At 38.0% G+C, this 26,647-nt stretch carries 24 protein-coding genes and 1 pseudogene; 14 read left to right on the plus strand and 11 right to left on the minus strand.

What is annotated here, in order from left to right; all coding sequences use genetic code 11:
- Positions 1-38 precede the first annotated feature (38 nt).
- The 6 genes from ACFIQE_RS00005 to ACFIQE_RS00030 all read left to right on the plus strand — a co-directional run bounded on the left by ACFIQE_RS00005 (position 39) and on the right by ACFIQE_RS00030 (position 5,328).
- Positions 39-182 (plus strand): TrwH protein, encoded by a 144-nt coding sequence (locus tag ACFIQE_RS00005; protein WP_273790050.1) that lies wholly within the window; start codon positions 39-41, stop codon positions 180-182.
- Complete coding sequence (locus tag ACFIQE_RS00010) at positions 179-880, plus strand: virB8 family protein (RefSeq protein ID WP_375606007.1); 702 nt, start codon at positions 179-181, stop codon at positions 878-880. Before ACFIQE_RS00005 ends, ACFIQE_RS00010 begins: the two co-directional genes overlap by 4 nt.
- 13 nt (positions 881-893) lie before the next feature.
- The gene (gene virB9, locus ACFIQE_RS00015; protein WP_375606008.1) at positions 894-1,700 is read left to right on the plus strand and encodes a P-type conjugative transfer protein VirB9; all 807 of its coding nucleotides are present in this window, start codon (positions 894-896) and stop codon (positions 1,698-1,700) included.
- Positions 1,700-2,857 carry a type IV secretion system protein VirB10 gene (gene virB10 / locus ACFIQE_RS00020; RefSeq protein WP_375618344.1) on the plus strand — a complete coding sequence of 386 codons (1,158 nt, stop codon included), beginning with the start codon at positions 1,700-1,702 and terminating at the stop codon, positions 2,855-2,857. Before virB9 ends, virB10 begins: the two co-directional genes overlap by 1 nt.
- Positions 2,832-3,893 (plus strand): P-type DNA transfer ATPase VirB11, encoded by a 1,062-nt coding sequence (gene virB11 / locus ACFIQE_RS00025; RefSeq protein WP_375618302.1) that lies wholly within the window; start codon positions 2,832-2,834, stop codon positions 3,891-3,893. The genes virB10 and virB11 overlap by 26 nt, the downstream gene beginning before the upstream one ends.
- Positions 3,894-5,052: 1,159 nt before the next feature.
- Complete coding sequence (locus tag ACFIQE_RS00030; protein WP_375612248.1) at positions 5,053-5,328, plus strand: hypothetical protein; 276 nt, start codon at positions 5,053-5,055, stop codon at positions 5,326-5,328.
- 1,892 nt (positions 5,329-7,220) lie between these two features.
- Here ACFIQE_RS00030 and ACFIQE_RS00035 read toward each other — a convergent pair.
- The 7 genes from ACFIQE_RS00035 to rimM all read right to left on the minus strand — a co-directional run bounded on the left by ACFIQE_RS00035 (position 7,221) and on the right by rimM (position 13,357).
- Positions 7,221-8,000 carry a succinate dehydrogenase iron-sulfur subunit gene (locus tag ACFIQE_RS00035; RefSeq protein WP_005774220.1) on the minus strand — a complete coding sequence of 260 codons (780 nt, stop codon included), beginning with the start codon at positions 7,998-8,000 and terminating at the stop codon, positions 7,221-7,223.
- Between the two features lie 14 nt (positions 8,001-8,014).
- Complete coding sequence (sdhA, locus tag ACFIQE_RS00040; protein ID WP_375620955.1) at positions 8,015-9,859, minus strand: succinate dehydrogenase flavoprotein subunit; 1,845 nt, start codon at positions 9,857-9,859, stop codon at positions 8,015-8,017.
- 6 nt (positions 9,860-9,865) lie between these two features.
- Entirely contained in the window at positions 9,866-10,252 is a 387-nt protein-coding gene (gene sdhD, locus ACFIQE_RS00045; RefSeq protein WP_375612246.1) for a succinate dehydrogenase, hydrophobic membrane anchor protein, read from the minus strand.
- A gap of 18 nt (positions 10,253-10,270) precedes the next feature.
- Entirely contained in the window at positions 10,271-10,672 is a 402-nt protein-coding gene (sdhC, locus tag ACFIQE_RS00050) for a succinate dehydrogenase, cytochrome b556 subunit (protein ID WP_375620954.1), read from the minus strand.
- 494 nt (positions 10,673-11,166) lie between these two features.
- A complete protein-coding gene (gene rplS, locus ACFIQE_RS00055) occupies positions 11,167-11,607 on the minus strand; it encodes a 50S ribosomal protein L19 (RefSeq protein ID WP_375612245.1) in 441 nt (146 codons plus the stop codon).
- A gap of 209 nt (positions 11,608-11,816) precedes the next feature.
- Entirely contained in the window at positions 11,817-12,515 is a 699-nt protein-coding gene (trmD, locus tag ACFIQE_RS00060; protein WP_375612244.1) for a tRNA (guanosine(37)-N1)-methyltransferase TrmD, read from the minus strand.
- Positions 12,516-12,799: 284 nt separating this feature from the next.
- Positions 12,800-13,357: a ribosome maturation factor RimM gene (gene rimM / locus ACFIQE_RS00065; protein WP_375706395.1), complete on the minus strand. Its 558-nt coding sequence runs from the start codon at positions 13,355-13,357 to the stop codon at positions 12,800-12,802.
- A gap of 131 nt (positions 13,358-13,488) precedes the next feature.
- Between rimM and ACFIQE_RS00070 the strand changes: the two genes are divergently transcribed.
- Both ACFIQE_RS00070 and ACFIQE_RS00075 read left to right on the plus strand, forming a co-directional pair.
- Positions 13,489-14,310 (plus strand): SapC family protein, encoded by an 822-nt coding sequence (locus tag ACFIQE_RS00070; RefSeq protein ID WP_375620953.1) that lies wholly within the window; start codon positions 13,489-13,491, stop codon positions 14,308-14,310.
- A 3-nt stretch (positions 14,311-14,313) separates the two neighbouring features.
- Positions 14,314-15,282: a tyrosine recombinase XerC gene (locus ACFIQE_RS00075; RefSeq protein ID WP_375707169.1), complete on the plus strand. Its 969-nt coding sequence runs from the start codon at positions 14,314-14,316 to the stop codon at positions 15,280-15,282.
- A gap of 18 nt (positions 15,283-15,300) precedes the next feature.
- On the opposite strand, the gene ACFIQE_RS00080 is transcribed toward ACFIQE_RS00075, so the two are convergent.
- On the minus strand, positions 15,301-15,573 hold the full coding sequence (locus tag ACFIQE_RS00080) for a BolA family protein (protein WP_375612716.1): 273 nt from the start codon (positions 15,571-15,573) through the stop codon (positions 15,301-15,303).
- A 123-nt stretch (positions 15,574-15,696) separates the two neighbouring features.
- On the opposite strand from ACFIQE_RS00080, the gene ACFIQE_RS00085 reads away from it, so the two are divergent.
- The 3 genes from ACFIQE_RS00085 (at position 15,697) to cobT (ending at position 19,410) form a co-directional block, all read left to right on the plus strand.
- A complete protein-coding gene (locus tag ACFIQE_RS00085) occupies positions 15,697-16,317 on the plus strand; it encodes a J domain-containing protein (protein ID WP_375612239.1) in 621 nt (206 codons plus the stop codon).
- Between the two features lie 202 nt (positions 16,318-16,519).
- A complete protein-coding gene (gene cobS, locus ACFIQE_RS00090) occupies positions 16,520-17,500 on the plus strand; it encodes a cobaltochelatase subunit CobS (RefSeq protein ID WP_375612717.1) in 981 nt (326 codons plus the stop codon).
- 14 nt (positions 17,501-17,514) lie between these two features.
- Positions 17,515-19,410: a cobaltochelatase subunit CobT gene (gene cobT, locus ACFIQE_RS00095; protein ID WP_375707170.1), complete on the plus strand. Its 1,896-nt coding sequence runs from the start codon at positions 17,515-17,517 to the stop codon at positions 19,408-19,410.
- A gap of 48 nt (positions 19,411-19,458) precedes the next feature.
- On the opposite strand, the pseudogene ACFIQE_RS00100 reads toward cobT, so the two are convergent.
- From ACFIQE_RS00100 to rpmB, 3 genes and pseudogenes are all read right to left on the minus strand, one after another.
- Positions 19,459-19,605 (minus strand): annotated as a pseudogene (locus ACFIQE_RS00100) (HaeIII family restriction endonuclease); the annotation flags it as partial.
- A 1,173-nt stretch (positions 19,606-20,778) separates the two neighbouring features.
- On the minus strand, positions 20,779-21,462 hold the full coding sequence (locus ACFIQE_RS00105) for a VUT family protein (RefSeq protein WP_375707171.1): 684 nt from the start codon (positions 21,460-21,462) through the stop codon (positions 20,779-20,781).
- 120 nt (positions 21,463-21,582) lie between these two features.
- Positions 21,583-21,900: a 50S ribosomal protein L28 gene (gene rpmB / locus ACFIQE_RS00110; RefSeq protein ID WP_375612235.1), complete on the minus strand. Its 318-nt coding sequence runs from the start codon at positions 21,898-21,900 to the stop codon at positions 21,583-21,585.
- 296 nt (positions 21,901-22,196) lie between these two features.
- Between rpmB and ACFIQE_RS00115 the strand changes: the two genes are divergently transcribed.
- The 3 genes from ACFIQE_RS00115 to ACFIQE_RS00125 all read left to right on the plus strand — a co-directional run bounded on the left by ACFIQE_RS00115 (position 22,197) and on the right by ACFIQE_RS00125 (position 25,800).
- Positions 22,197-22,979, plus strand: coding sequence for an SURF1 family protein (locus tag ACFIQE_RS00115; RefSeq protein ID WP_375620947.1), 783 nt, complete (start codon positions 22,197-22,199; stop codon positions 22,977-22,979).
- 703 nt (positions 22,980-23,682) lie between these two features.
- The gene (gene purH, locus ACFIQE_RS00120) at positions 23,683-25,302 is read left to right on the plus strand and encodes a bifunctional phosphoribosylaminoimidazolecarboxamide formyltransferase/IMP cyclohydrolase (RefSeq protein WP_375620946.1); all 1,620 of its coding nucleotides are present in this window, start codon (positions 23,683-23,685) and stop codon (positions 25,300-25,302) included.
- A gap of 345 nt (positions 25,303-25,647) precedes the next feature.
- Complete coding sequence (locus ACFIQE_RS00125; protein ID WP_273790070.1) at positions 25,648-25,800, plus strand: DUF1127 domain-containing protein; 153 nt, start codon at positions 25,648-25,650, stop codon at positions 25,798-25,800.
- Positions 25,801-26,647: the final 847 nt, after the last annotated feature.

Raw genomic sequence — 26,647 nt, forward strand, 5'->3', positions numbered from 1 at the left:
TCAGAATGTGTATAACATTAAAAAAGAGTCATATTAAAATGAAGTCGATCATTCTTATAATTTTGATTGCAAACCTTTTATCGGCTTGTGCATTAGCACCAAAGCTAAAACAGCCCAATGACAGGAACCGCGTGCCTATTAATAAAACAATCCCTGCCGAAATCAAGCGAGGAGACAGATGAAAACAAAACAAGCAAAACCAGTGAAAGCCGAACAACTTAGAAGTTATTATGAAGAAAGCCGTGGCTTAGAACGTGATCTTATCAATGAATTTATAAGGTCGCGCAGAACGGCATGGCGTGTTGCGAGTACTGTGGGTCTTTTTGGCTTATTCGGTATGATATGTGGAGTTGTTGGATTTTCTCAACCAGCTCCAACTCCCTTAGTATTGCGCGTTGATAATACGACGGGTGCAGTTGATGTTATCTCAATCATGCGTGAACACGAAGAAAGCTATGGTGAAGTTGTAGATAGATATTGGCTAAATCAATATGTGCTTAACCGCGAAACTTACGACTACGATACTATTCAACTGAACTATGACACAACAGCACTTTTAAGTGCGGCATCTGTTCAACAAGAATATTATAAAATCTATGATGGAGAAAATGCACGGGACAAAGTGCTTTCCAACAAAGCACGTATTACAGTTAAAGTACGATCAATCCAGCCTAATGGACTAGGTCAAGCAACTGTACGTTTTACGACTCAGCAACTTGACAGCAACGGTGCTGCTACTGGACCAAAACAGCACCAAATTGCAACAATTGGTTACACCTATGTTGGTGCACCCATGAAATCATCTGATCGATTGCTTAACCCCCTTGGTTTTCAAGTAACAAGTTACCGTTCTGACCCAGAAATACTGTTGAATGATTAAGGAATTGATTGTTATGAAAAAACTTGCGTTCGTTGTTCTATTGTCTTCGTTTTCTTCTCTTTATACGGTACCTGTGCAGGCGCTCAAAAGTCCATCAAATTCACAATATGATCACCGCATTCGCTATATAACATATAACGAAGCCGATGTGGTTCAAATTGAAACAGTTCTTGGTGTGGCAACACATATTATTCTTGAAGAAGGTGAGCAGTACATAACTCATGCCTTTGGCGATTCTGAAGCCTATGCCTTTGCTCATAAAGGGCGGCATATTTTTATTAAACCAAAAGCAGAACTTGCCAATACCAATCTCATCGTTGTAACCGACAAACGGAGTTATAAATTCCGACTACAATTTCGGAATGACCGTGCGGGATCAACATATGAATTGGCTTTCCATTATCCCGATTCAAACGATGAAAAGTCAGAAGAAAACAATCGACGCCTTGCGATTGAACGTGGTTTTCACCAAAGCGTCAACGGTTATAATCTCAGTTATACCATGAGCGGTCACCAAGATATTGCTCCGATAAATGCTTGGGACAATGGGCGTATTACTTACTTCAAATTTCCCGCTAACATGGATATGCCATCGATTTATGTCGTAGATGCTGAAGGCAATGAAAGCTTAATACCACGCACCGTTATCGGCAGTTCTAATGATATTATCGCCGTTCATAAGGTCAATCCTAAATGGCTCATACGGCTTGGTAAACGCGCTCTAGCTGTTTTTAATGAAGCCTATGACCCCAATGGCGTACCAAACACAACAGGGACAGTATCTTCGGTGGTTTATCGTATCAATAAAGGAGGAAAATGATGTTTGACAATAAGGAAGGAGAGGGAAAAGGTACAAAACTGGACAACGTCGAGCAAAAACACATTGAAGGTGCCTATGGAGGATCCGAACTAGGTTCTGAACGTCGTCCGACAATTCCAGGTACCCGTGCATTGTTAATGGTAGGACTTATTGTCATAGTAGCGATACCAATTGCCTTGACTTGGAAAGCTTTTAAAATGCGTAATACCGTGGAGGTTGAGGAAGAAAAACCACAACAAATAGTACAGCAAATTATACCAAACTATGTCCCTCGGATTATAGAAGAGCCAAAGATTGTAGAAGAAGCAGAAAAATCAACACAAATAGAAGATTCAAACTTGGATATTCCACCGGCCTTGAGTAAGCTTCTTCAAACAGCCATTCCTCCACATATGCTCCAAGATTCTGAAGAATTAGCACGCAAACGTATGCTCAGTTCTAGCCTTAACAACGGTGGTAGCGAAGGATCTACAGATACAAATAATAAAGCATCGAATAATGATAGAGGTAATGGCGTATTATTTGATAACCTTCAGCCTGTGCGTTTAGGTCAATCACATGCGATGCAACTTCGTAACCGTGACTTTTTGATTACACAAGGAACGCAAATAGATTGTACGTTAGAAACAAAAATCATTACATCACAACCCGGAATGACGACGTGTCATTTAACACGCGATATTTATTCCACGAGTGGACGTGTTGTTTTGCTTGACCGTGGTTCTAAAGTCGTTGGTTTTTACCAAAGTGGCATACAACAAGGACAAACGCGCGTGTTTGTGCAATGGTTACGCATTGAAACGCCTTCTGGTGTTGTTGTCAATCTTGACTCACCAGGCACAGGTCCTCTGGGTGAAGCGGGTATTGGTGGCTGGGTTGACAGACATTTTTGGGAACGATTTGGTAGTGCAATTATGGTAAGCATTATCGGTGATTTAGGAGAATGGGTAAGAGGAAAAGTTGGTAAAAGCAGCAAAGAAAATAAAGATAACTCACAAAATAAAGGAGCTCAGAATGCTGAATCTATAGCAATCGATGTTCTTCAAAATTCCATCAATATCACACCAACACTTTACAAAAACCAAGGCGAACGAGTAAATATTTTTGTTGCTCGTGATCTGGATTTCAGCGATGTCTACAGTCTCGTCACACGTTAACCCGATACAAAAAGATCAAGCAGTTTTTCAGCTTCTGCAACCGCTTGATTGTTTTTTAGAAGATCCCACGATCACTGAATTATCGATTTGCCGCCCCTGTGAAGTATGGACGAAAAGCTTTAAGGGTTGGCAAGTACATAGCGTACCAGAGTTAACAACCACTTTTTTGCAAACGCTTATTACAGCTATTATCGTTTATAACGGTATGGCTCCCAGAAGTATTAATTATGTGCTCTTGCCTGGTGGACAACGTGGTACAATTATACAAACACCAGCTGTTGTTGATGGTGCTCTTTCCTTTGTAATTCGTAAACATTCTCTCATAGTTAAAACGTTAGAAGAACTCAAAGAAGAAGGGGCATTTGACGATTTTTCTGATGTAAGTTTTAATAAGCCTTCAGCAAAAGAAGCCAATAACTTGTTATCGAGGCAGGACTTCACACGGTTGGAACCATTTGAAGTTCAACTCTTACAAAGTAAACGTGAGGGAAAAATTCTTGAATTTTTGGAAGAATGCGTCCTTCACAAACGCAACATTATTATTGCAGGCAAAACAGGATCTGGTAAAACAACATTTGCTCGCTCTTTAATTGAAAAGGTCCCTGTAGAGGAGCGTATTATCACAATTGAAGATGTTCATGAGCTTTTTCTACCCAATCATCCCAATCATGTACATATGATTTATGGTAACAATGTAGGTCGTGTTTCAGCTGAAGAATGCCTAGATGCGTGTATGCGTCAGTCGCCTGACAGAATTTTTCTCGCTGAATTGCGAGGCAATGAAGCATGGGAATATCTCAATTCGCTCAACACTGGTCATCCCGGATCGATTACAACAACGCATGCTAACAGCGCTTTGCAGACATTTGAGCGATGTGCCACCTTGATTAAAAGATCAGAAATTGGCCGGCAACTCGAGTTAGAAATGATAAAAATCGTTCTCTATACAACAGTTGACGTAGTGTTGTTCTTTAAAGATAGAAAACTCTCTGAAGTCTTTTACGACCCGATTTTTGCTAAATCAAAAATCGCTTAAGGGGAGCTTCCTCTCTCGGTAATATGAAGCAAACAAAAATAGTCGTAACTAATTGTTACGGCTATTTATTTAACTTTTCCTATTCTCTTTGCTTCTCCGATGGATTTTCTACACTCTTCATGAAGAAAAAAGTTAATAGACAACAACTCTACGAGAAAACCAAATTATACATAAGGCTCTCTTTATTCTCTTGCCTTTGATCATTCTTTCCATTTACCTTTTGAAAAAGTATCTTTGATGCAAAAAAGAAAAAATAGCTGCAAAATAAATATTTAAACAAAAGAAAAGAATAAATTTTGATTCGCCTATCAATGAAAGCTTCGTAAAATAGGTACTTTCGATCATCACAAATAATTATCGTCATCAAGACCAAAACTTATCGTTTAAAAATTCTAAGCGCTATTTTCAAGTGATTAATAAATATGTTTTTTAACCAAACAATCTCCAAATACGGAAAACCTCATACGAAATAAATTATCATTTTGATTTAGCATCCATAAACTACATTCTATTTGGTAATAAAAAGTATAGTGGTATATAGACGTCTTCTTCGGACGAAGAAAGATTCTTAACCTCCAATTGTTCGTAAACAACCAAATTTCTCTTAAGCAAGCTTTGCTAACCATATCACGTGGCTTATGTCCCTCTCCTAAAGACGATATCCATAGATTCCATAAGGTAAGCTCTACTCTGAATATTCCTGCTCTCTTCTCTGCACCACAAAAAGCAAAAATTCCTAAAAGAACAGATCTACAATCACTCTTCTTAAGATGCATCACATTGTCTTATAAAGAGTGTTCATTATTTTGCGTGTTGGATAAGAGATCTTAGTACCGTAGGATTCTCTCATTTCAAAGCTGTTTATTAACCAAAACCATGTCTCTTGCACATTATAAGTAAATAAAGCCGTATAGAATGAAACTGTACAAAAAAGCACTAAAAATGCCTTTTATAAACCATCCAAAATGCCAAAAATTGTCACAACATTGGGAGTTTGCAAAGTGTCTAATGGCGCCCAACTTGCTCTTTTATGAAGTGTAAAAATGGAGATGCTCTATAAATTTTATATTATTCATCGGGGCTTTACCATTATACCATCCACGAGCTCTGTAGTGAAATAAGCTTAGGCACCTTAAAGAAAGGTTTCTTAAAAACAAGCTTGCAAATTGACAAGCAAAGTGTATTTGGCTCGGGGCGTTCTGTTTTACATAAGGGTTTTGATCTTATTAAAGAACGAGAGAAACAAAAGCGTGAAGCAATGCGTAATCTCTATTATTTAAAAGACATTACTCTAGATGCTTTTGAAAGTCGTAAAGCAGAATTAAAAAATGATGCTAAAAATGGAAACTGGTTTGCACCTTTACAGCTTCATATTCTCCTCAAATTAGGCGGCTGTATAGCAACTTTCAAAGATTACGCCAACAGAGATACATAATACTCTTAACTCCCATTTGATAAGTAAAAGCTGCAACAGCAAAAGCTCTTTTAGAAAAACAACGCCATAAAGTCATTAATAAACCGGCAATGAATTGGAGAAATGTTCCAGATTTTTATCAAACACTCTGCAAAGCAACAATAATGATACAACTGGCTTTGCGTCTGCTTATTCTTACAGGTGTTCGTACCCATCTCTTGCATCAATTCGTGAAGATCAGATTGAAGAGGATATATGGACAACTCTTGGCTCGAGAATACGAACGGTCTGCGTGATACTACAGGAGATTTCGCATGTCACTATGATCACAAATATTAAAAATTTTAAAACAAGCACGCTTGTTTTTTCGCAATGATTTCTGTTTTCTGTAACCGGTCGTAGTCCTTATTAAGGTGAATTTCCTATCACAATATATAAGAGAGGTTAGGTTAAAAACCTGTCCACGTAGATTTCGCTCTAGTTTACGTAATTGGCTAACAGACTCCACCTATCACACCTCAAAGGACGAAGCCTCTTAACACGCCACTGATCTGCAAACAATCCGCCCCCTCACCTAGCAGATTTCACCTTCTAACCACTCTAATTACCACATCCTAAATAAGATAGTGTTTTACAGCACAACAGAATAAATACCAAAACAATGGCTGATTATACCGTTAATACTTGGACACCTCTCTTTCATGTTAAGAAATATCTTTATGCTAAAAAATAAAATAAAAAACACTTTTACCGCTTAAATAACTTTCTTCAGCATATATACAAGAAAAAATGAAATCCCCTAACATTATAAATAAGACCTAAACCTAGAAATCTCTATTTTTTATAGATAAAAACATATAAAATAAAAACCCACGAAACTCATAAAAATACAACATGTTTTCTTTGATGATTGAATTCATTCAACTCAAACGAACCTATAAACATCCCTATTCCACATTCGCAACACGTGTTCTTAGAATTCTCACTAGTGTTTTCTAAATTTTTAGAAAAAACTATAAATTTGATATTTTTTAAAAACGTCTTATTTGCTCTTTAGTGAATTTAAATCTATGATGTTACAATATTTTTAAATTACTACCCCCTTAACTATATATCTATCTCTACAATAGAGAGGGATTTTACGTTCTCCATTTTTTAAGAACTATAAATTTTGCTTTTTAATGCGATTAACAATCCAATCTTTAAAACAAAAAATATGACCTTTATATATATATATAATGATATTATCAAAAATTCCTAATCCTTGAATATTAGCAATGTTTTCGATATTACAATAAATGTGTCGTAAAATGACGAATTGTCATAATGATCACTCCTTTGTATTTCATTTAGATAATTTACATGCGTTATAATATTTGTATCAGCATTTATTTTTTGTGCTCTATTTATAAAGAGTAATCATTTTTTATAAAAAATGATTACTTGAATCTGCATCAAATTATAAATTATGATGCGAATTTAATAAAAATAAAAACACATGGCATATTGATTTTATTGTTTTTACATAGAACGCTATTTAAAGTATAGTTTACTCGAAAGACTAATGCCTTTTAAAGGCAATAATAACTATACTAACCGCCTCATAGAAGCCAATAAATTTTTAGATATTAAGCCTCAAAGAGGCACAAAAACACGCACAATTTTCTATTTTTCTTTTTACTGTTCGTTAATCGGTCAATTTTCAAAGATAATATTCAACTATGAGTTTTCTGCTCAGCCATTGCAAGGATTGCTTCTACAAGGATTGCTTAAATTTTTAGGGATTACTTCACTTTTAGAATGATTATAGCTACTGCGCCCCCATAAGCAGCCGATCTTCTTTTAGAGATTTAATTGCTAAAAGGAGATACAATTTTCCACCTTGCGCTTTATTTTGATCAATCAGTAAATTTTCAGAGGCGGCGTTCAACCATGAGTTTTTTAATTTCAGCAATTGCTTTCGCTGGATTTAATCCCTTTGGACAAGTTTGCGCACAATTCATAATCGTATGGCAACGATAAAGGCGGAAAGGATCTTCTAAATTATCAAGACGTTCACCACACATCTCATCACGTGAATCCGCAATCCAGCGATAAGCTTGAAGCAAAACAGCGGGCCCCAAATAACGATCACCGTTCCACCAATAACTTGGACATGAAGTCTGACAACACGCACACAAAATACATTCATAAAGGCCATCGATTTTTTGGCGATCGGAGTGACTTTGTAACCATTCTTTTGCAGGTTCAGGAGAAACTGTTTGCAACCAAGGCTCAATGACTCGGTGTTGTGCATAAAAACGCTTTAAATCAGGAACCAAATCTTTAACAACCGGCATGGAAGGCAACGGATAGACCTTAATGGGATGTTTTACATCATCCATCCCTTTGGTACAAGCTAATGTATTGGTTCCATCAATATTCATCGCACATGAACCACAGATGCCTTCACGGCATGATCGACGAAGTGTCAAAGTTGGATCAATATGGTTTTTAATAAACAAAAGCCCATCAAGAATCATAGGACCACAAGCAGAACGATCCACATAATAAGTATCTAAATGAGGATTTTCCTCATCATCAGGCGACCAACGATACACGTGAAATTCCGTCAGCTTTGTAGCACCTTCAGGTTTAGGCCAAACCTTTCCCGGTTTTACTTGAGAATTTTTGGGAAGCTTAATTTGTACCATATTTTATTCTCCCCTTAATAAACCCGTTTTTTAGGTGCAATGCGCTTTAAATCGATCCCACCATCAGCTTCAGATGTTAACGGGTCCACATGGACAGGTCGATATGATAATGTCACCTTACCCTCTTTTGACAAATGTGAAATCGTATGTTTACGCCAGTTTTTATCATCACGCTCTGGATAATCTTCACGAGCGTGAGCGCCACGGCTTTCTGAACGTGCTTCGGCAGAATGAACAGTCATGATTGCATTCGCCATAAGATTTTCAAGCTCTAATGTTTCAACCAAATCAGAATTCCATATCAGAGAACGATCTGTGACTTTGAGATCCGACAATTCCCCCCAGATTTTATTCATCCGTTGACATCCCTGTTTCAAAGAATCTTCTGTACGGAAGACTGCTGCGTCTTCTTGCATCGTGCGTTGCATTTTTTCACGCAATACAGCTGTTGGTATTGCCCCTTGTGCAAAACGTAAACGATCAAAACGCGCTATAATTTCGTCAACAGCTTCTTCATTGATGGGTGGAATTTCTGCATTCCGATCAATAACTTCACCCGCGCGAATGGCAGCAGCACGACCAAACACCACAAGATCAATTAATGAATTTGACCCCAAGCGGTTAGCACCATGAACAGAAGCACATCCTGCTTCTCCTACCGCCATCAGCCCTGGTTGAATACGATCAGGCGAATCAGCCGTTGGATTGAGAACTTCCCCGTAGTAATTGGTAGGAATCCCACCCATATTATAATGAACCGTTGGCAAGATGGGGATAGGCTCTTTTGTTACATCCACCCCTGCAAATATCCGTGCTGATTCTGAAATCCCTGGTAACCGCTCATGCAAGATTGCAGGATCAATATGATTGAGAACCAAATGAATATGGTCCTTCTTAGGTCCAACGCCACGTCCTTCACGAATTTCAAGTGTGATACAACGTGAAACCAAATCACGTGAAGCCAAATCCTTAAAGGAAGGTGCATAGCGCTCCATAAAGCGTTCACCTTCAGAATTGATTAAATAGCCTCCTTCACCACGAGCTCCTTCTGTAATTAAGCAGCCAGAACCGTAAATCCCTGTCGGATGGAATTGCACAAACTCCATATCCTGAAGTGGCAATCCAGCACGTGCGATCATTCCACCACCATCACCCGTACAGGTATGCGCCGATGTTGCAGAAAAATAAGCGCGTCCATAACCACCGGTTGCAAGAACAACCATTTTGGCAGAAAAACGATGTATTGTACCATCATCGAGATTCCATGCCACAACCCCCGTACAAACCCCATCCGTCATGATGAGATCGAGTGCAAAATATTCAATAAAAAATTGCGCATTATGCTTTAAGCTTTGTCCATAAAGCGTATGCAAAATGGCATGGCCTGTACGGTCAGCTGCTGCGCAAGTACGCTGAACAGGTGGACCTTCACCAAATTGTGTCGTATGTCCACCAAAAGGACGCTGATAAATTTTGCCTTCTTGCGTTCGCGAAAAAGGAACGCCATAATGTTCTAATTCATACACAGCAGCAGGAGCATTACGCACCAAATATTCCATTGCATCGGTATCGCCCAACCAATCAGAACCTTTCACGGTATCATATAAATGCCACTGCCAATTGTCAGGTCCCATATTTGAAAGCGATGCAGCAATTCCCCCTTGTGCTGCAACCGTATGTGAGCGTGTTGGAAAAACCTTCGTAATACAAGCTGTCTTTAATCCTTGTTCTGCCATACCCAGTGTCGCACGTAATCCTGCACCACCTGCCCCAACAACAACAACATCAAATTTATGATCCACAGTGCGATAAGGGGCGTTACCTGCTTTAGCACCCAGAGATGATCCTGTACCCGCCATACTTGTTTAACCCCCTAATGCAATTTTCAAAAGAGAAAAAATAATGATACCACCTATGAGAAAACAAAATAAAATATTTAACGTCAAAAAGAATATCCGAAAACCTTCACGTGGAATATAATCTTCAATCACCACCTGCATACCAAGTTTCATATGATAAAGGACCGAAAAAGTCATCAATCCCATCAAAATAGCAACAATAGGATGTGCAAGTCTTGCACGCACAATACTATAATCCTTGCCCACAAGCGAAAGAATAAGAACAATAAAAAATATCAAAAGTGGTAGATTGATAAACCCCGTCAAACGTTCTAGCCAAAAATGCTCTGTTCCTTCATGAGCACTGCCACGCCCCCGTACTTTTCCAAGTTCCGTTCGAAAATCTTTTTTCATGTCTCTTTTCACCCCCAGCTAAACAACGGTATATCCAATAATCCAAATCGCAAAAGTAACAATAAGAGAAATAAACACTGTCGCCCAAGCAGTGACTGTTGCCTTTTCTTTTGCCAAAAGGCAAGGCTTCAGATCCCAAACAATGTGGCGAACACCACCAACCATGTGATGAACCCCTGCCAAAGTATAAAGAAACAAAATACACAATCCAAACCAAGAACTATAAATTTCGTAAACTGTTTTAAATGTCTCCTCGCCACACGCAATAGCAATTAACCAAACAGCAAGAAAAACCGTTCCAACATAAAGCGCCATACCCGTAATTCGGTGTGCAATGGACATGGCCATAGTAATTGTCCAACGATAAATACTTATATGAGGGGAACGAGGGCGCTCTTTTATCCTAGTTGTCTCTATCATAAAATATCCTGACCTGGTTTATCATAAAATATCCTGACCTGGTTTTTGCAACCGCAATGAACGAGAAAGTCGCGCAAAACGACTAAACATACTCTCTCGTTTTTACTTGTTTGGCATCTCAAGATACCGATATTACAGGTCGGTTGTCTCAAATAACGGATTAAAGGTCACGCATAAAAAAACCGATTACTCCCTGGATATGATCCGCAAAACTCGCCTTAATCTAATACACTTTTATCTTCACGTCAAAGGTCTAAAATCGTTTCCAAATATAAACAGACATTTTTTCAGATTAAACTTATCCTTTTGAGTATTCACGATATATGCAATAGTCTCTTAAACTGCACCCATAATTAAGAATAAAAAGAGGAAAAATTGATAGATTGAACATTTTTATGTCCACTCCAAGCCTTTTAAAAGGCAAAACGAATCAAGAAAGACACAAATAAGCGGCATAAAAGCCGCTTTTGCATAAAGTTTAGCCGATATAATCTTTACTCAGAAACTTGCTTTTCAACATCTGTGCTGACAGATGCTGCTTCTACTTTCTCAACAACCTTTTCAGCTTTTTTCCGATAATCTCTCTTTTCAGCGATACGTGCAGCTTTACCTCTCAAGCCACGTAGATAATAGAGTTTTGCACGGCGCACTTTACCACGGCGCACCAGCTCAACACCTTCAATCAAAGGAGAATAAACAGGAAATACCCTCTCCACCCCTTCACCATAAGAAATCTTGCGTACTGTAAAGGTCTCATTCAACCCACCGCCTGAACGCGCAATACAGACACCTTCATAAGCCTGAACACGCGTCCGTGTACCTTCTGTCACACGCACCATAACACGGACTGTATCTCCTGGCTGAAATGCTGGAAATTGGCGCTTTTCTTCAATTTTTGCACATTGTTCAGCTTCAAGCTGTGCGATAATATTCATTTCTTTTATCCTTCATGTTCTTTATCGAACAGTCAGAGCGCTCAACTCTTACCAAAAAAGCCTTTATTAAGAATAAGGAGCTCTTTAGGCTATGTCTTACACAGGAGCGAATACACCATTCCTTCATTTTAATTTTGGAACTACAGAAAACCTTTTATAAAAAAATCTCTAAAAAGAGAGCCATGCAATACACCACCTTATCATATGAATCAAGTTTTCTGATGATTTTTATTATAACGTGCATAAAGATCAGGGCGACGTTGACGTGTTAACAATTCGGCTTGGCTTTGACGCCAATCTGCGATCGCTTTGTGATGACCTGAGAGCAATACAGGCGGAATACCCCGCCCTTCGAAAAGAGAAGGGCGGGTATATTGCGGATGTTCCAGCAAGTCATTTTCAAAACTTTCACACCTTGCAGAAGCTGCATTCCCCATCACTCCAGGCAGAAGACGTATAATAGCATCTAAGATAACCAATGCAGCTGTTTCACCCCCTGAAAGAATATAATCACCAATAGAAACTTCTTCTAATTCTCGTGCTTCTATGACTCGCTCATCAACCCCTTCAAAACGTCCACAAACTAACGTTACACCCGTATCACGAGCCAAGCTATGCGCGTAAGCTTGGTCAAAAGGGCGTCCACGTGGACTCATCAACAATCTTGGCGAATCCTGTGGACAGCAATCAAGAGCAGCCGCCAATACATCCGCCCGCATTACCATACCAGCTCCCCCACCAGCAGGTTTATCATCAACGCTATGGTGTTTGTCTAAAGCAAAATCCCTAATCTGTACCGTCTCCAGTGACCAAATTCCACGCTCTAAAGCTTGCCCTGCTAAAGAATACCCTAAAAAACCAGGAAACATTTCAGGATAAAGGGTTAAAACGCGCGCCTGAAATTTCATTTTATTTCTTATCCTTATTTTCTTAAACAGACTCTTAATAGCAAAAATAGCACAAACAAGACTTTTAACGCTATAGCGTTAATCTGAGTCTTCTTGATCTGCGCCATATTCAATACGATCCTTCTAAATATTTGCACTAAAAAAGACTCTAAAAATTCAGGACTATTTCGAGATAAAGTGCTTACAATATCTGCTCAAAAGAGCATTTTTAATATTTTCACACATTCCACTTTTTATTGACGAAATTCATCTGTTGTTTTTTACCTTCATCTTTATTTTTAGATTCAAGCTATTTCCTTTTTATTATTGTCTCCCCCATCAATTAAACCAGCGGCCATGGGATCAACAACAAGAAAACCAGAATCCATACAAATTTCTGGTACCGCCGCCTTACTAAAGGGAATAAGAACTCTTTTACCTGTATTCAAACGTATTTCAAGCAAATCACCAGCCCCGAAATTAAAAAAACCACACACTTCACCTAAGATTTTCCCCCCACAATCTTGGACACACAAGCCTATTAAATCGACTTGATAAAACTCATCCTCCATCAAATCATCAATTAATTGATCACGCGTCACATAAAGGCGAATACCTTTTAAAGACTCAGCCGCATTACGATTTTCTACCCCTTTAAAACGTACAATCGCCTTATTTTTTTGTATGCGAAGAGTTACAATTTCATAAGAACGCCCCATATCATCATAAAGAGTGCTGTAACACTTGAAACGCTGTGGCTCAGCACTTAGAATTTTAACAAAAACATCTCCTTTTATACCATGAGGCATACCAATAATGGCAAGATAGACTTTATTTTTAAGCTTTTCTTTATTATACTTCATGCAAAAATATTATCTCTCAAAAATGAACCCTTCAATCTTATAGTTTTCTATTCAATCTTGTTGCCATATGAGACAATCTTCTAAAAGACCTTTCTTGGTAACAAAAACAAATTAATAAAGGAGAAAGTCTTATGGCAAATATTATGCTATTTTACAAAGATATCACACCAATCAACAAAATTTCCCATAAAAATCTAAAATTTGCTCCTCCAAGTGATATGTCTTTTGCCAAGGATACTCATTGGGTTCCTTTAGCAAGTACTGAATATTTTCAAGCAGCACTAGACTATCCTATTTTATTTATGTGCGCTGAAGATGAACAAAAAAAACGGCACTACACATCCGCAGCTCTTGTCGGTCTTTCTAATGACGAAAATGACTATATCGCTTCTGATAAAAGTTGGAAAAACAATACTTATGTTCCAGCTTTTGTCCGTCGCTATCCTTTTGTTTTGGCACAAATTAGCAATGAAAAAGAACTTTCTGTCTGCTTTGATCAACAGTCCGGTATGTTTAATGAAGTTGCAGGAACAGAACTTTTTAATTCCGATGGCTCTATTTCTCCTTTTATGGAAGAACGTATTCGCTTTCTTGAAAGTTTTAAAATCGCTATGGAGAAAACCTCTGAGTTTATTGATGCTCTTGTAGAAATGGATCTTCTAAGCCAAAAATCCATCAATGTGAAAAACGATAAAGGTCTCTCAGCGCAATTGGAACATTTTTGGGTTGTTGATGAAGAAAAATTGAATAAATTATCAGCAAGCCAACTTGCCAAACTTCATAAAAATGGCTTTTTAGGATTAATTTTTGCGCATTTGATGTCAACACACAATCTTGTGAAAATACTCTCTCTCAAAGGTGAAAAGCAACTTATCAATCGTGAAGAGCAACCCCAAAACAAGAATGGTCATTCTAACGATGAAAAATCTAAAAAGAAAGAAACTCTCAACTAGATAATGCCCATCAAAAACGACAAGAGAAAAGATGAAAACATTCTTCTCATTCCAGCAGACCATGCAATTTTAAACGCAAGGAAAAATTGGTTAGAGTGTCTTACCCAAACACGTCGTATGTCAGCACAAACAGTGCAAGCCTATGAACGTGATACGCGGCAATTTTTGTCTTTTCTCTGTCAACACTTAAGCCATACACCAACCCTTACAGATCTTGCTCATTTACGCATCAGTGACTTGCGTGCTTATCTTGCTTATCGGCGTACAAACAATGTAAGTGCTCGCTCTTTAAGCCGCGGAGTAGCAGGCATCCGTTCTTTTTTCAAATACTTATCACGTGAAGGAATCGTCAATGTTCCCGCAGCTCAACTTATCCGAAGCCCCAAACACCCCAAATTGCTCCCAAAACCTTTAGCGATAAAATCAGCACTTCACATAGTCAAACAAGAAAATCAACTGGAAAATGAACCTTGGATTAGCGCTCGTAATGCTGCTGTCCTCATGCTTCTTTATGGCTGTGGAATGCGAATATCAGAAGCCTTAAGCCTCACACCAGAACAATTTTCTGATCCTGAAAAAACAAGTTTATTTATAACAGGAAAAGGCGGCAAAACACGCCTTGTTCCTCTCATCAAAATTGTTTACGAAGCTGTACAAAATTATCTCAAATGTTGCCCATATCCTTTATTGGATAACCAACCCATATTTCGTGGGGCGCGAGGCGGTCCCCTACAGCCCGCCATTATTCAGAAAACTGTACGCAACTTACGAACAAGCCTTGGTTTACCAGAAACTGCAACGCCTCATACACTGCGCCATTCTTTTGCCACCCATCTTTTATCACGGGGGGGAGATTTGCGCACGATTCAAGAACTTCTTGGGCACGCTAGTCTTTCCACCACACAAATCTATACCCACGTCGATACAGACCATTTGTTAAAAATCTATCAAAAGGCCCATCCCCGTTCCTAAAAACGTCTCATCAAAAAATTAGAGTGTTTCAACCTCAAGTGCCAAAGCATGAACACAAGTAGCTAACTCTTCTTGTAAAACTTTATAAATCGCTCGATGTATTTCTACGCGTGTCATATTAGAAAAAGAAGAAGATAAAATTTTCACTCGAAAATGTGTTTCTCCTTTACCATCAAAAGCATGTTCATTATGAGGATGCCCCTCATGAAGATGACTTTCGTTAATCACTTCAAGCTTTTGCGGATGAAAAGCATCCTGAAGCTTTCTCTGAATTATTGTTTCTATAAACATTTTTCATTCCTCAAACAAAATGAACGTGCAAAAATAACCTTTTTCATAATAGAATAAGTGTGAAAACAAATTTTTCAAAAGTCAATTCTTGTAAAATTAATCAATTTTGCATAAACCAATAATATGACAATAACATCTAAATTATTCGATTCAATTCGCATAAGCTCAAATAAAAAACAAAAAGCTGAGCCAGAAGCACAACAGTGTCAGTGGGAAGGTTGTGAAAAAACAGGGTCCCATAAAGCACCAGCAGGTCGAAATCACGAAGGACAATATTTATATTTTTGTATTGAACACGTACGCGCCTACAATAAAAATTTTAATTACTTCTCTGGTCTTAGCAATAAAGATATCGCAAAATTTCAAAAGGATGCTCTCACAGGACATCGTCCGACATGGCCTACAGATCTGAGCAATGGTACATCGAAAAAAACAGCCGCGAATTATGCAAAGATTCGCTCTGGAACAGCTGCCTATCAAAATCGCATGCGCGATCCCTTCACGCTTTTTACTGGGCAGCATTCAAACAATAAGTTCTCACGAAAATTAAAGCCCTTAGAAGCAAAAGCTTTTGATACACTGGGACTACAGGCAAACGCTTCAGCAGAAGACATCAAAATGAAATATAAAGAGTTGGTAAAAAAGCACCATCCTGATTCCAATGGTGGTAATCGTGCTTCAGAAGAGCGCTTTCGTGATGTTTTACATGCTTACAATTTGCTAAAAAAGTCTGGTTTGTGCTGAAAACATGCGCTTATATGAGTCTATTTTCATTTAGACCATCATTATTTGCGCAAAATGTTACTTTTTTTGCAAAACATTATAGAATACGTAAAAAAATCTTTCTTCAATATCTAAGGCTCTCATTATAGAGCATTGCATAAATACTTTAACTCTTGTATCGTTTCTAATGAATAAATAGCGTCCTCTCCCTTCCAGAAACATAATGACAAATCTTACCGTTGAAAATTTGCCCGATATTACACTTTGTGCTCGCGATCTATTTCATATTGAAACAGATCTGAAAGTCCCTGCTTTTAGCACAAAAAGTCCCCATGTTCCTGATATCGATCCTGATTATCTTTTTGATCAGCAAACAACTTTAGCGATTCTCGCAGGTTTTACCTTTAACCGCCGTGTAATGGTTTCTGGCTATCACGGTACAGGGAAATCAACGCATATTGAACAAGTTGCTGCACGTCTTAACTGGCCTTGTCTTCGCATTAATCTCGATAGTCATGTAAGTCGTATCGATCTTGTAGGAAAAGATGCTATCGTTTTAAAAGATGGCTTACAAATCACTGAATTTAAAGAGGGCATTTTGCCATGGGCTTATCAAAATAATATTGCTCTTGTTTTCGACGAATATGATGCGGGGCGTCCCGATGTTATGTTTGTCATCCAACGCGTTCTTGAAACCTCTGGAAAATTAAGCTTACTTGATCAAAGCCGTGTCATCTCTCCACACCCAGCATTTCGTCTTTTTGCAACGGCAAACACCATTGGTCTTGGTGATACAACCGGTCTCTATCATGGTACCCAACAGATCAATCAAGCTCAAATGGACCGCTGGTCTATTGTTACGATACTCAATTATTTACCCCATGATAAAGAGGTTAATATCATTTGTTCAAAGGTCAAATCTTTTCAAACGGCTGAGGGAAAAAAGACAATTTCACAAATGGTTCATGTTGCTGATATGGTACGCCAATCTTTTATCAATGGAGATCTTTCAACTGTCATGAGTCCACGTACCGTCATTACTTGGGCAGAAAATACAACAATTTTTCAAGATGTCGGCTTTGCCTTCCGATTAACCTTTCTCAATAAATGTGATGAACTCGAACGTGCCACTGTTGCAGAATTTTATCAACGCGCCTTTGGACAAGAGCTTCCCGAATCACTCATTCATGGTGTTTCGCCTTAAGGAATCTATCACTCATGGCTACCGATATTGGCGACAACAAAAATCCGGCAAAAGACTCTTCAAACAACACTCTTAATACTGAAGCTTTTAAAAAAGCACTTTCCACCTGTATGCGTGCAATTGCAGGCACAAACAACCTTGAAGTTTCCTTTAGTCATAACCGACCATCTTTAAGCGAAAGTTGCGCGCGTTTACCAGAATTACCTCAATACGCAACGAATAAAGACATCACCATTACCCGCGGATTAGGTGATTCCATGGCTCTGCGCAAAGCATGGCATGACAACCGCATTCACATGCAATTTGCTCCACTAGAATCAGAAGCGCGTGCTATCTTTGAAGTCCTCGAACAAACACGTGTTGAAGCAATTGGTACTTTAGCCATGGAGGGACTTGCAAAAAATCTTGATGTCATGCTCGCCGATAAATACAAAAGAGCCCATTATCATAAAATTAGCAACCAAAGTGAAGCCCCCATCCAAGAAGCGATTGCACTTTTATTGCGTGAAAAAATAACAAAGCGCGCAGCTCCAAGAGAAGCGGGTTCTGTCTTAGAATTGTGGCGTAAAGAACTCGAACAAAAAGCAGCATCACAACTCAATGAACTCCCACAACATATTTACAACCAAAAGGCTTTTGCACAGATTGTTCGCCAAATGCTTGTTACACTCAAAATGACAGTGCAACAAGCTGAAGCTTCTAACAGTGAAAACAATAAAAAATTAAAAAATGCGTGTGAACCTCAAGACCAAGCAGAAGAAGAGAGTAAAAACAAAAAACACGCTCAAAGTGAAGAACAAACCAGCACTGAACAAGAAAGTGATGTGCAAGATGATGGAAAAACACAAGCGACACAATCAAACAACAATGATCAAGCTGACGGCGAACAAAAAAATGGACCTTGGCAAGAAAAGCCGAGCAAACCCAAACACCTTTTTTCTGATTCGGAACAAATGGAAAGACTTGGCAATTATAAAATCTTCACCCGTCAATTTGATGAAATTTTGGAAGCAACAGATTTTTGTTCTGAAAACGAGTTAGATCACTTACGCCGTTATCTTGATAAGCAAATCAATCATCTCCAAAACATCGTTGGACGTTTAGCAAACCGTCTCCAGCGCCGCTTGATGGCGCAACAAAATCGCAATTGGAACTTTGACCTTGAAGAAGGATATCTTGATACAACACGGCTTCCACGTCTAATTATTGACCCCATGCAACCCCTTTCTTTTAAAATGGAAAGCAACACCCAATTTCGGGACACAGTTGTTTCACTCCTCATTGATAATTCTGGCTCAATGCGCGGACGCCCCATTAGCGTTGCTGCAAGTTGTGCTGATATTTTGGCACAAACTCTTGAGCGTTGTGGTGTCAAAGTTGAAATTTTAGGTTTTACCACCAAAACTTGGAAAGGGGGAAAATCGCGCGAACAATGGCTTACCCAAAACAAACTCCATAATCCTGGACGCCTCAATGATTTATGCCATATCATCTATAAAAGTGCTGATACCCCATGGCGTCGCGCACGACGCAATTTAGGTTTAATGATGCAAGAAGGATTATTAAAAGAAAATATCGACGGAGAAGCTTTAATTTGGGCTCATCAACGCCTTTTATCACGGCGTGAACAACGTCGTATCCTCATGGTCATTTCTGATGGCGCTCCTGTTGACGATTCGACACTATCGGTCAACTCCAGCAATTATTTAGAAAAACACTTACGCGCAGTGATTCAAGAAATCCAAACACACTCCCCTATTGAACTCATTGCCATTGGAATTGGTCATGACGTCACACGTTATTACCAACGTGCTGTAACAATTATGAATGCTGAAGAACTTGCCGACGCCATAACAAAACAATTAGAAATACTTTTTAGTGATAAAAGAACTCATATTCATAAGAAATAAACCTGCTTTGAATCAGCAACGATTACATTTAAAAAATTATTTCTATCATTAAACCATCGGAATTTGATGGCTAACAACCTGAGAAGATAATCCCACAAATTGAATATCGAATTTTAAAGAAGCTTCTACTTTACTGGATGCATTATGAGCTCTAAAAGAAATGCTCCAACCATCTTCAAAAATTGTAATGAGTTTGTTTTTACTTTCTGGTTATATTGCGACTGATAAAGTTTTGCTTAGAACTTTCCATTTACGACCATATCTCAGAGTACCATTCAAATTCAAAGACTGAATAATCACTCATTTTTGTCTCGATCTTGTGTTATTTCATTATATTGAAATACACGTATATAGAAAAATATCTCCACTAGACATAGCTCTAAAATGCTGCTCTCACAGAAAATATAATGCCTAAACTTCCACCTTCAGTAATACAAAAAGATAAAAGTTGTATTTATTATACGCAAAAAAAGAGGATATTTTAAACACTAAGAATTTCTTTATAAAAGAATCGGCATAAATGGATTCATAGCAATTTTTCGGCAAAAATCGCTAAAGCAAGAGAAAGCCAACCTGTCCCCTAACCTTCCCAAAACAGTACTCACCACGGGTGATCTAACAACATAAGCTCCCATCTCATGGATAAAAGAAGAAATCTTTACTCTCATAAAATATAAGAAAAACACGAAAAAAATATTACTTCATTCACGAAAAAGAACACACCATTATATATCTTATCCGCACTCCTACTTTAAAGAAACATTCTTCCTTGCTTCCAAGCTTATTTCACGACAGCGCCCATATATGGCATAATGCAAAATCCAGAATCATCCTTTACTTTACAAGCTACAAGCCAAAAGCAGAATCCTACTTTCAAGTTTCCAATGTTTTTAAGATAAATCAATATACTTTCAGCGCCTAATATTGCACTTTTATTGCATTAAAGCTCTTCATAAGAAGTATTTCTTTCTCAAATGACGTTTTCCGCACGCCAATTCCTCTTATAACATAGGCAAGCAAATGATTTTTATTAACTCAATATAAGAGTATTTAAAACGCGTAAAATTTTATGATATTGGGCTCTTTCACTCAAATGAAAAATATAAGTCATCATTTTAAATCAATCTATTAATAAACATCAGTTGCAATTTCTGTCACATTGAATCATTTGTAAAAAGCATATTTAGCCCCTTCTCAAACAAATGACTTTATCTTTTCCTCACAAGAGAATTTTGAAATAAAAAAGCGTTTTGTGTTGGAGTTCTTACTTAAGTTGGTAAATGATAAAGTATCCATTATAACTAACGTGTCACACCAAGCATAGCGTACAATTTTCTTGGCTTCAGGAAAACAAAAAGACAAAAATCCTTATTTGTGACAAACAAAAGAGGAATCATCTTTTGAATGACATTGATAAAGAGGAAGCTTTACGATGTTAAGAATTGTCCCATAAGGAATCAACATCAACAGACTCATAATAATTTTTACCGAAAAATCACCAAAAGCAAGCGATAGCCAAACTGGCATGCCTATCCCTCCCAAAACAGTACTCTCCACCAGTGAACTATCTGCATACCCTGTTATCTTATCAAAAACAGCAAACGAGCTAGAAAAAGCAAGAGCAAAAAACAGCACTGTATCCAAAGCTGAACCAACCAACGCTGCTGCTAAAGGTGCTTTCCACCATGTTTTACGTCGCAAAGGAGTAAAAACCACAATATCAAGGAGTTGCCCAAATAAAAATGCAAAACTAGAAGCAAGTGCAAGCCGTGGTGTCGCCAATATCCAAGAAACAAAGACACCCGTAAAAAAACCAGCATAAACCACACGCCGCGCAGCAAATGGACCATAAAAACGATTGGTCAAATCATTGATTAGAAAAGCAAATGGATAGGTAAAAGCCCCATAAGTCAACAGCGCATTCAAATCAAACCAATAGACAGGATATTGAACTAAAATATTAGAAGCCGTGACAGCAAGGCACATTGCAAAAATAGAAAAAACAACATACCTTTTCTTTTGCCGTTCTAATAAAAGACCGCTTGAAGACATTTTTTTTAACCTGGGATATGGAACCAATAAAATGAAACGATCAACCTGCAAAAAACTTAACTTCTAGAACAGAAAACCGAAATCAAAGCGTTAATAAACCAAAAAGGATGGCGCTAACAATTATGCTGCCTGTTCAGCCTTTTGCTCACCTTCTTGCTCAGCTTTTTTCTTAATGATTTGGCGTTTTAGCAAACGCGCACGTTGCGACAACTCTTTATCGTCTGCTTTAATCAAAAAACCATCAAGACCACCGCGGTGCTCAACAGAACGCAATGCATTTGCTGAAATACGCAAGCGATAACTTTGCTGTAACACCTCTGAAATCAATGTCACATTGCAAAGATTTGGTAAAAAACGACGCCGAGTCTTATTATTCGCATGGCTAACATTATTACCATACAGAACCGTCTTCCCTGTCAATTCACATGCACGAGACATAAACTTCACCCTTAAACTCTAAGAAACTTTCAAATCCCCATACCCAAAGGACACAATGAACGCAAAACACGCGCAATGCAACCTTGAACGGGCATCATTGGGAAGTTTCTTTCTAATAGGGGGTCGACAACAAAAGGTCAAGTCTTTTATAAAACCTTTTTCATCTCTTGTTGGCTCATTTTTCATCTTTTTCCTCAATAAGGCGTGCAAATTCTGCCAAAAAGCGTACAAAATGTTTCTTTTAATATATACCATGTTAGAATAAAAGCCTATTGTCCCGAAAGGAAGCACAAATCATGAGCAAAAAAGACCCCCCCATGACAAAGCTTCAGGGAAATTCTTGCCGTTTTTCTTCTTTTTTATTTGGAACTTTATGTATTTGTTTTTTTCTTCTCTTCAGTGCATTAGGTATATGGCAAGTACAACGGTTAAACTGGAAAACAAATCTTATCACCAGTACCAATCAGCGCATTCATTTGCCCCCCATAAAAGCCCCTCCAAAAAATCAATGGTCAGATGTTACTTTTGAAAAATATGAATATCAACCTGTTATTATCACAGGAAAATTTTTAACAGATAAAAATATTTTAGTCACTGCTGCCGCTCAAAATACTACAGGCTATTGGGTTTTGACTCCCTTACAAACTGCTGATAATACACTGATCTTTATCAACCGTGGCTTTATCCCCATGGATGAACGTAACAATTTTCAAAACACAGAGCAATCGCATACAAATGCCTTATCTCAGCAAAATTCTACCACAGACACAGAACAAACAACGATTATAGGTTTATTACGCATGAGTGAAAAAAATGGATTTTTCCCGCGTAAAAATAATCCTGACAAAAATTTATGGTATACGCGCGATCTCCCCGCCATGGCACAAAAACTTGGTTTGTCCACTGTTGCCCCTTATTTCATTGATGCCAGAAAAACATCTCCACAAGCAAAACTTCCCGTCGTTGGTCTTACGATTATCCATTTTCGAAATAATCATCTCGTTTATGCAATCACGTGGTTTATTTTAGCTGCTGGTGTGTTAGGAGGTTTTCTTTTTCTGCTACGGCAAAAAAACTAAAAAAATACCTCTTCCATCTCAAGTAACAAAAATTTTTAGAATCTTGAAAACTGATAAAGAGAATAAAATCTACCAACTTGCGCCTTTGTTAAATTAAAGATCATAGGCATACAATGAACTTTATACCATCCACAAAAGATTTACGCGACACTCTTAAAAAAACATCATAAAATAGGGTTGATTCATTAAAAAAGATGTAATGCCCTAAAATGTGAAGAAATGCATTATCTTCACTCTTAAAAAGAATTGTCATAAACGCTTTTGAAAAACATAAAGTCAAATTTAAAAATAATAGGAAAGATGAGCACTCATTTTTGCCTTTATAATTTTATATCCTTGCTTCATTAGATTGGTTCCCATTTCAGAGATTACTCCAATTCATATACGCAATACTTTCGCCTTCATCTAGTATAAAGGCTAATATAGCAGAGAACATACGGATGCATTTTTTGTTTCAAAACTGCTATGAAGATGAGATATTGAGTTATAAGCAACAAAAAACATTTAATGTCTCAATGAGACTTTTATACCTATCACCACACCTCAAATGAGAGGTTTTTACAGGATAATAGAAAAAGGTGAATCATCCTATATTCTAAAAAGACAGTTTATCCTTTCAGTGTATTTTGCTAAAGGCTTATGCTATAAATGTATAAGCTTGTTTTACTAGAATTTTAACTCTTTCATTTTTAAGGCTGCTGTTATGGGTGTTGTTGCCAAAAATTTTCCCATACCTGATCTTCATCGGGTTCGTCGTGTTCTCTTTTCTGTGTCTGATAAAACGGGTGTGGTTGCTTTTGCACAAGCTCTTAACGCTACTTACAATGTTGAATTAATTTCAACAGGAGGAACAGCAAAAACCCTCATAGCGACTGGTTTACCCGTAAAAGATGTTGCTGAAGTTACTGGATTTCCTGAGATAATGGATGGGCGTGTAAAAACACTCCATCCTTTGATTCATGGTGCTTTGTTGGGGGTAAGAGAAGATCCTAGCCATAGGGAAGCTATGGAAAAGAACAGCATTTATGGAATTGATCTTTTGGTGGTGAATCTTTACCCTTTTGAAGAGACGATCCTTTCTGGAGCTGATGGACAAACGATTCTTGAAAATATTGATATCGGTGGACCGGCGATGATTCGCGCCGCGGCAAAAAATTATGCTTATACCGGTGTTGTAACAGCGATAAAAGATTATGATTCGATTCTAGCTGAATTAAAGCAGCATAATGGATGTTTAAGCTTATCTATGCGTCATCAGCTAGCAATGCGCGCTTATGCACACACCGCTGCTTATGATACGGCAATAGCATCGTGGTTTGCAAGGGATTTAGAAATTGAAACTCCATCGTGGCAGAGTTTTTCTGGTCATCTTGAAAGTGTTATGCGCTATGGAGAAAATCCACATCAACAGGCAGCATTTTATCGCAATAATGAAAAACGTTTTGGTATTGCAACAGCAAAACTTTTACAAGGCAAAGCGCTTTCTTATAACAATCTGAATGATACAGATGCAGCCTTTGAACTTGTGGCAGAATTTGATCCGCAAAAAACCGCTGCTGTCGCTCTTATTAAACATGCCAATCCTTGTGGTGTTGCGGAAGGAGAAAATTTGAAAGAAGCTTATTTGAAAGCTCTTATGTGTGATAATGTATCGGCATTTGGTGGAATTGTTGCTTTAAATCAAACCCTTGATGAGGAATGTGCTGAAGAGATTGTTAAAATTTTTACAGAAGTGATTATTGCTCCTGATGCCACAATGGCGGCACGTGAAATTATTGCCAAGAAAAAAAATCTTCGTTTGCTCATTACAGGTGGAGTTCCTGATCCACGCTGTGGAGGACTTCTTGCGAAAACACTTGCAGGAGGCATTTTAGTGCAATCACGTGATAACGTGGTAGTCGATGATCTTAAATTGCAAGTAGTGACAAAGCGGGCCCCAACTCAAGATGAAATGCGTGATCTTCAATTTGCTTTTCGTGTAGCAAAGCACGTTAAATCAAATGCTATTGTGTACGCGAAAAATAGTGCAACAGTTGGAATTGGAGCTGGACAAATGAGCCGCATCGATTCAGCCAAAATTGCTGCAAGTAAAGCAGCAGAAAGTGCGCAAAGAGCAGGCTTAACAGAAACTCTCACAAAAGGATCTGTTGTTGCATCAGATGCATTTTTTCCTTTTGCAGATGGTTTATTAGCAGCAGCTGAAGCAGGGGCAACAGCAGTTATTCAACCAGGAGGCTCCATGCGTGATGAAGAAGTTATCGCCGCTGCTGATGCACAGGGGTTAGCGATGGTTTTTACAGGAACACGTCACTTCCGCCATTAATAATTTTGCTGCTTTTCTTTTCGTATGAGACAAATGTTTCAAGGAATTTTTCATAATTATCGTATGACTATTGATAAATGTTGAAATGGAAGCAGTTATTCAATCCAAAGAAGCTACACGTGAAAAAGTTTATCACCGCAGAAAATGCACATAATTTAGCCATTGGTTAGGGATAAGATGTTCTTGTTGATGTTTTTAATGGTTACCCTTTCGCATGAGAAAAATGTTAAAGGGACATTATCTTGTATTAGATGCATACCTGCTATGATATTATAACACAACTCTTTTTAGTAATATACTCTATTCTTAAACTAAAGAGTGTAATGAAAAGTTTGAGTAGGGGATATGAATATTCTACGTTTTTATAGTAATTGGCGCCGTTATCGTCGAACCGTTAATGCGTTAAGTCGTCTTTCAACATATGAACTCAGCGATCTTGGAATTTGTCGAGGTGATATTGATTCAATTGCACGACGTTATTCGCGTAAATCTTTATGAAAGTTGTTTGAAATATTTGAGAGAATGCTTTGCTATGAAAAAGCATGCATTTTGTGGTTTGTTATTATAACTTCATTTTTAGTATAATAACAAAGAGCAGAAGAGTTGTTTTTCTCGACCATTGTAATGTATTGTTTCTCAAATTTTCAGTGCTTCTGTAATGTACAACATTTGATTTATAATGATAATTTAGCGTTATTCATATTAAATTAGAACCCCGAACACCGTAAGATTCTTCCATTTCAAATCTATGTATGTTGAATCAACCAAAACCATTCGCCTGCACGTTACAAGCGGGGGAGCTGTATGGATAAAAGCTATTAAGAAAAAGCTAAAAATGCCTCTTATGAACCATCTCTAGTGCCAAGAACTGTTACAAACATTGGCACTGATCAATAGTGTGATAGTGCCGAACTGCTCCTTCATAAGCATAAAGATGGGGGGCTTAATGGATTTACCGTTATACCCATCACGGGCATCGTCGCAAAATAGCTTGGAAGCGTTAAGGAATTTTTCTTTAAAATAAGTTCGTGAATATACAATACAATAGCGCTCTGTTTTTCGTGAAGAACGTAATCCTATTAATGCAACTCTCTCAGAGAGAAATATTGATCCCAACAGCACACTTAAAAATTTATCGAAGATAAGAACGACTTAATTTTCTCTCTATATCTTTAAAGGATCAAAATCCTTAACTAGTACTCATCTGTCAACAATGGTCTTTCAAAAACCTTTTTTTCTGAAGCCAATTCCTTTAGCATCACCTCATGAGATTCTATGAGCAAACCTTGCCTAAAAACATCCAACCCATACTCCCAAAAAATGCTTCGTGTATAAAATTGATATG

This window comes from Bartonella sp. AA1HLJMS, from assembly GCF_042197445.1.
Lineage (GTDB): Bacteria > Pseudomonadota > Alphaproteobacteria > Rhizobiales > Rhizobiaceae > Bartonella.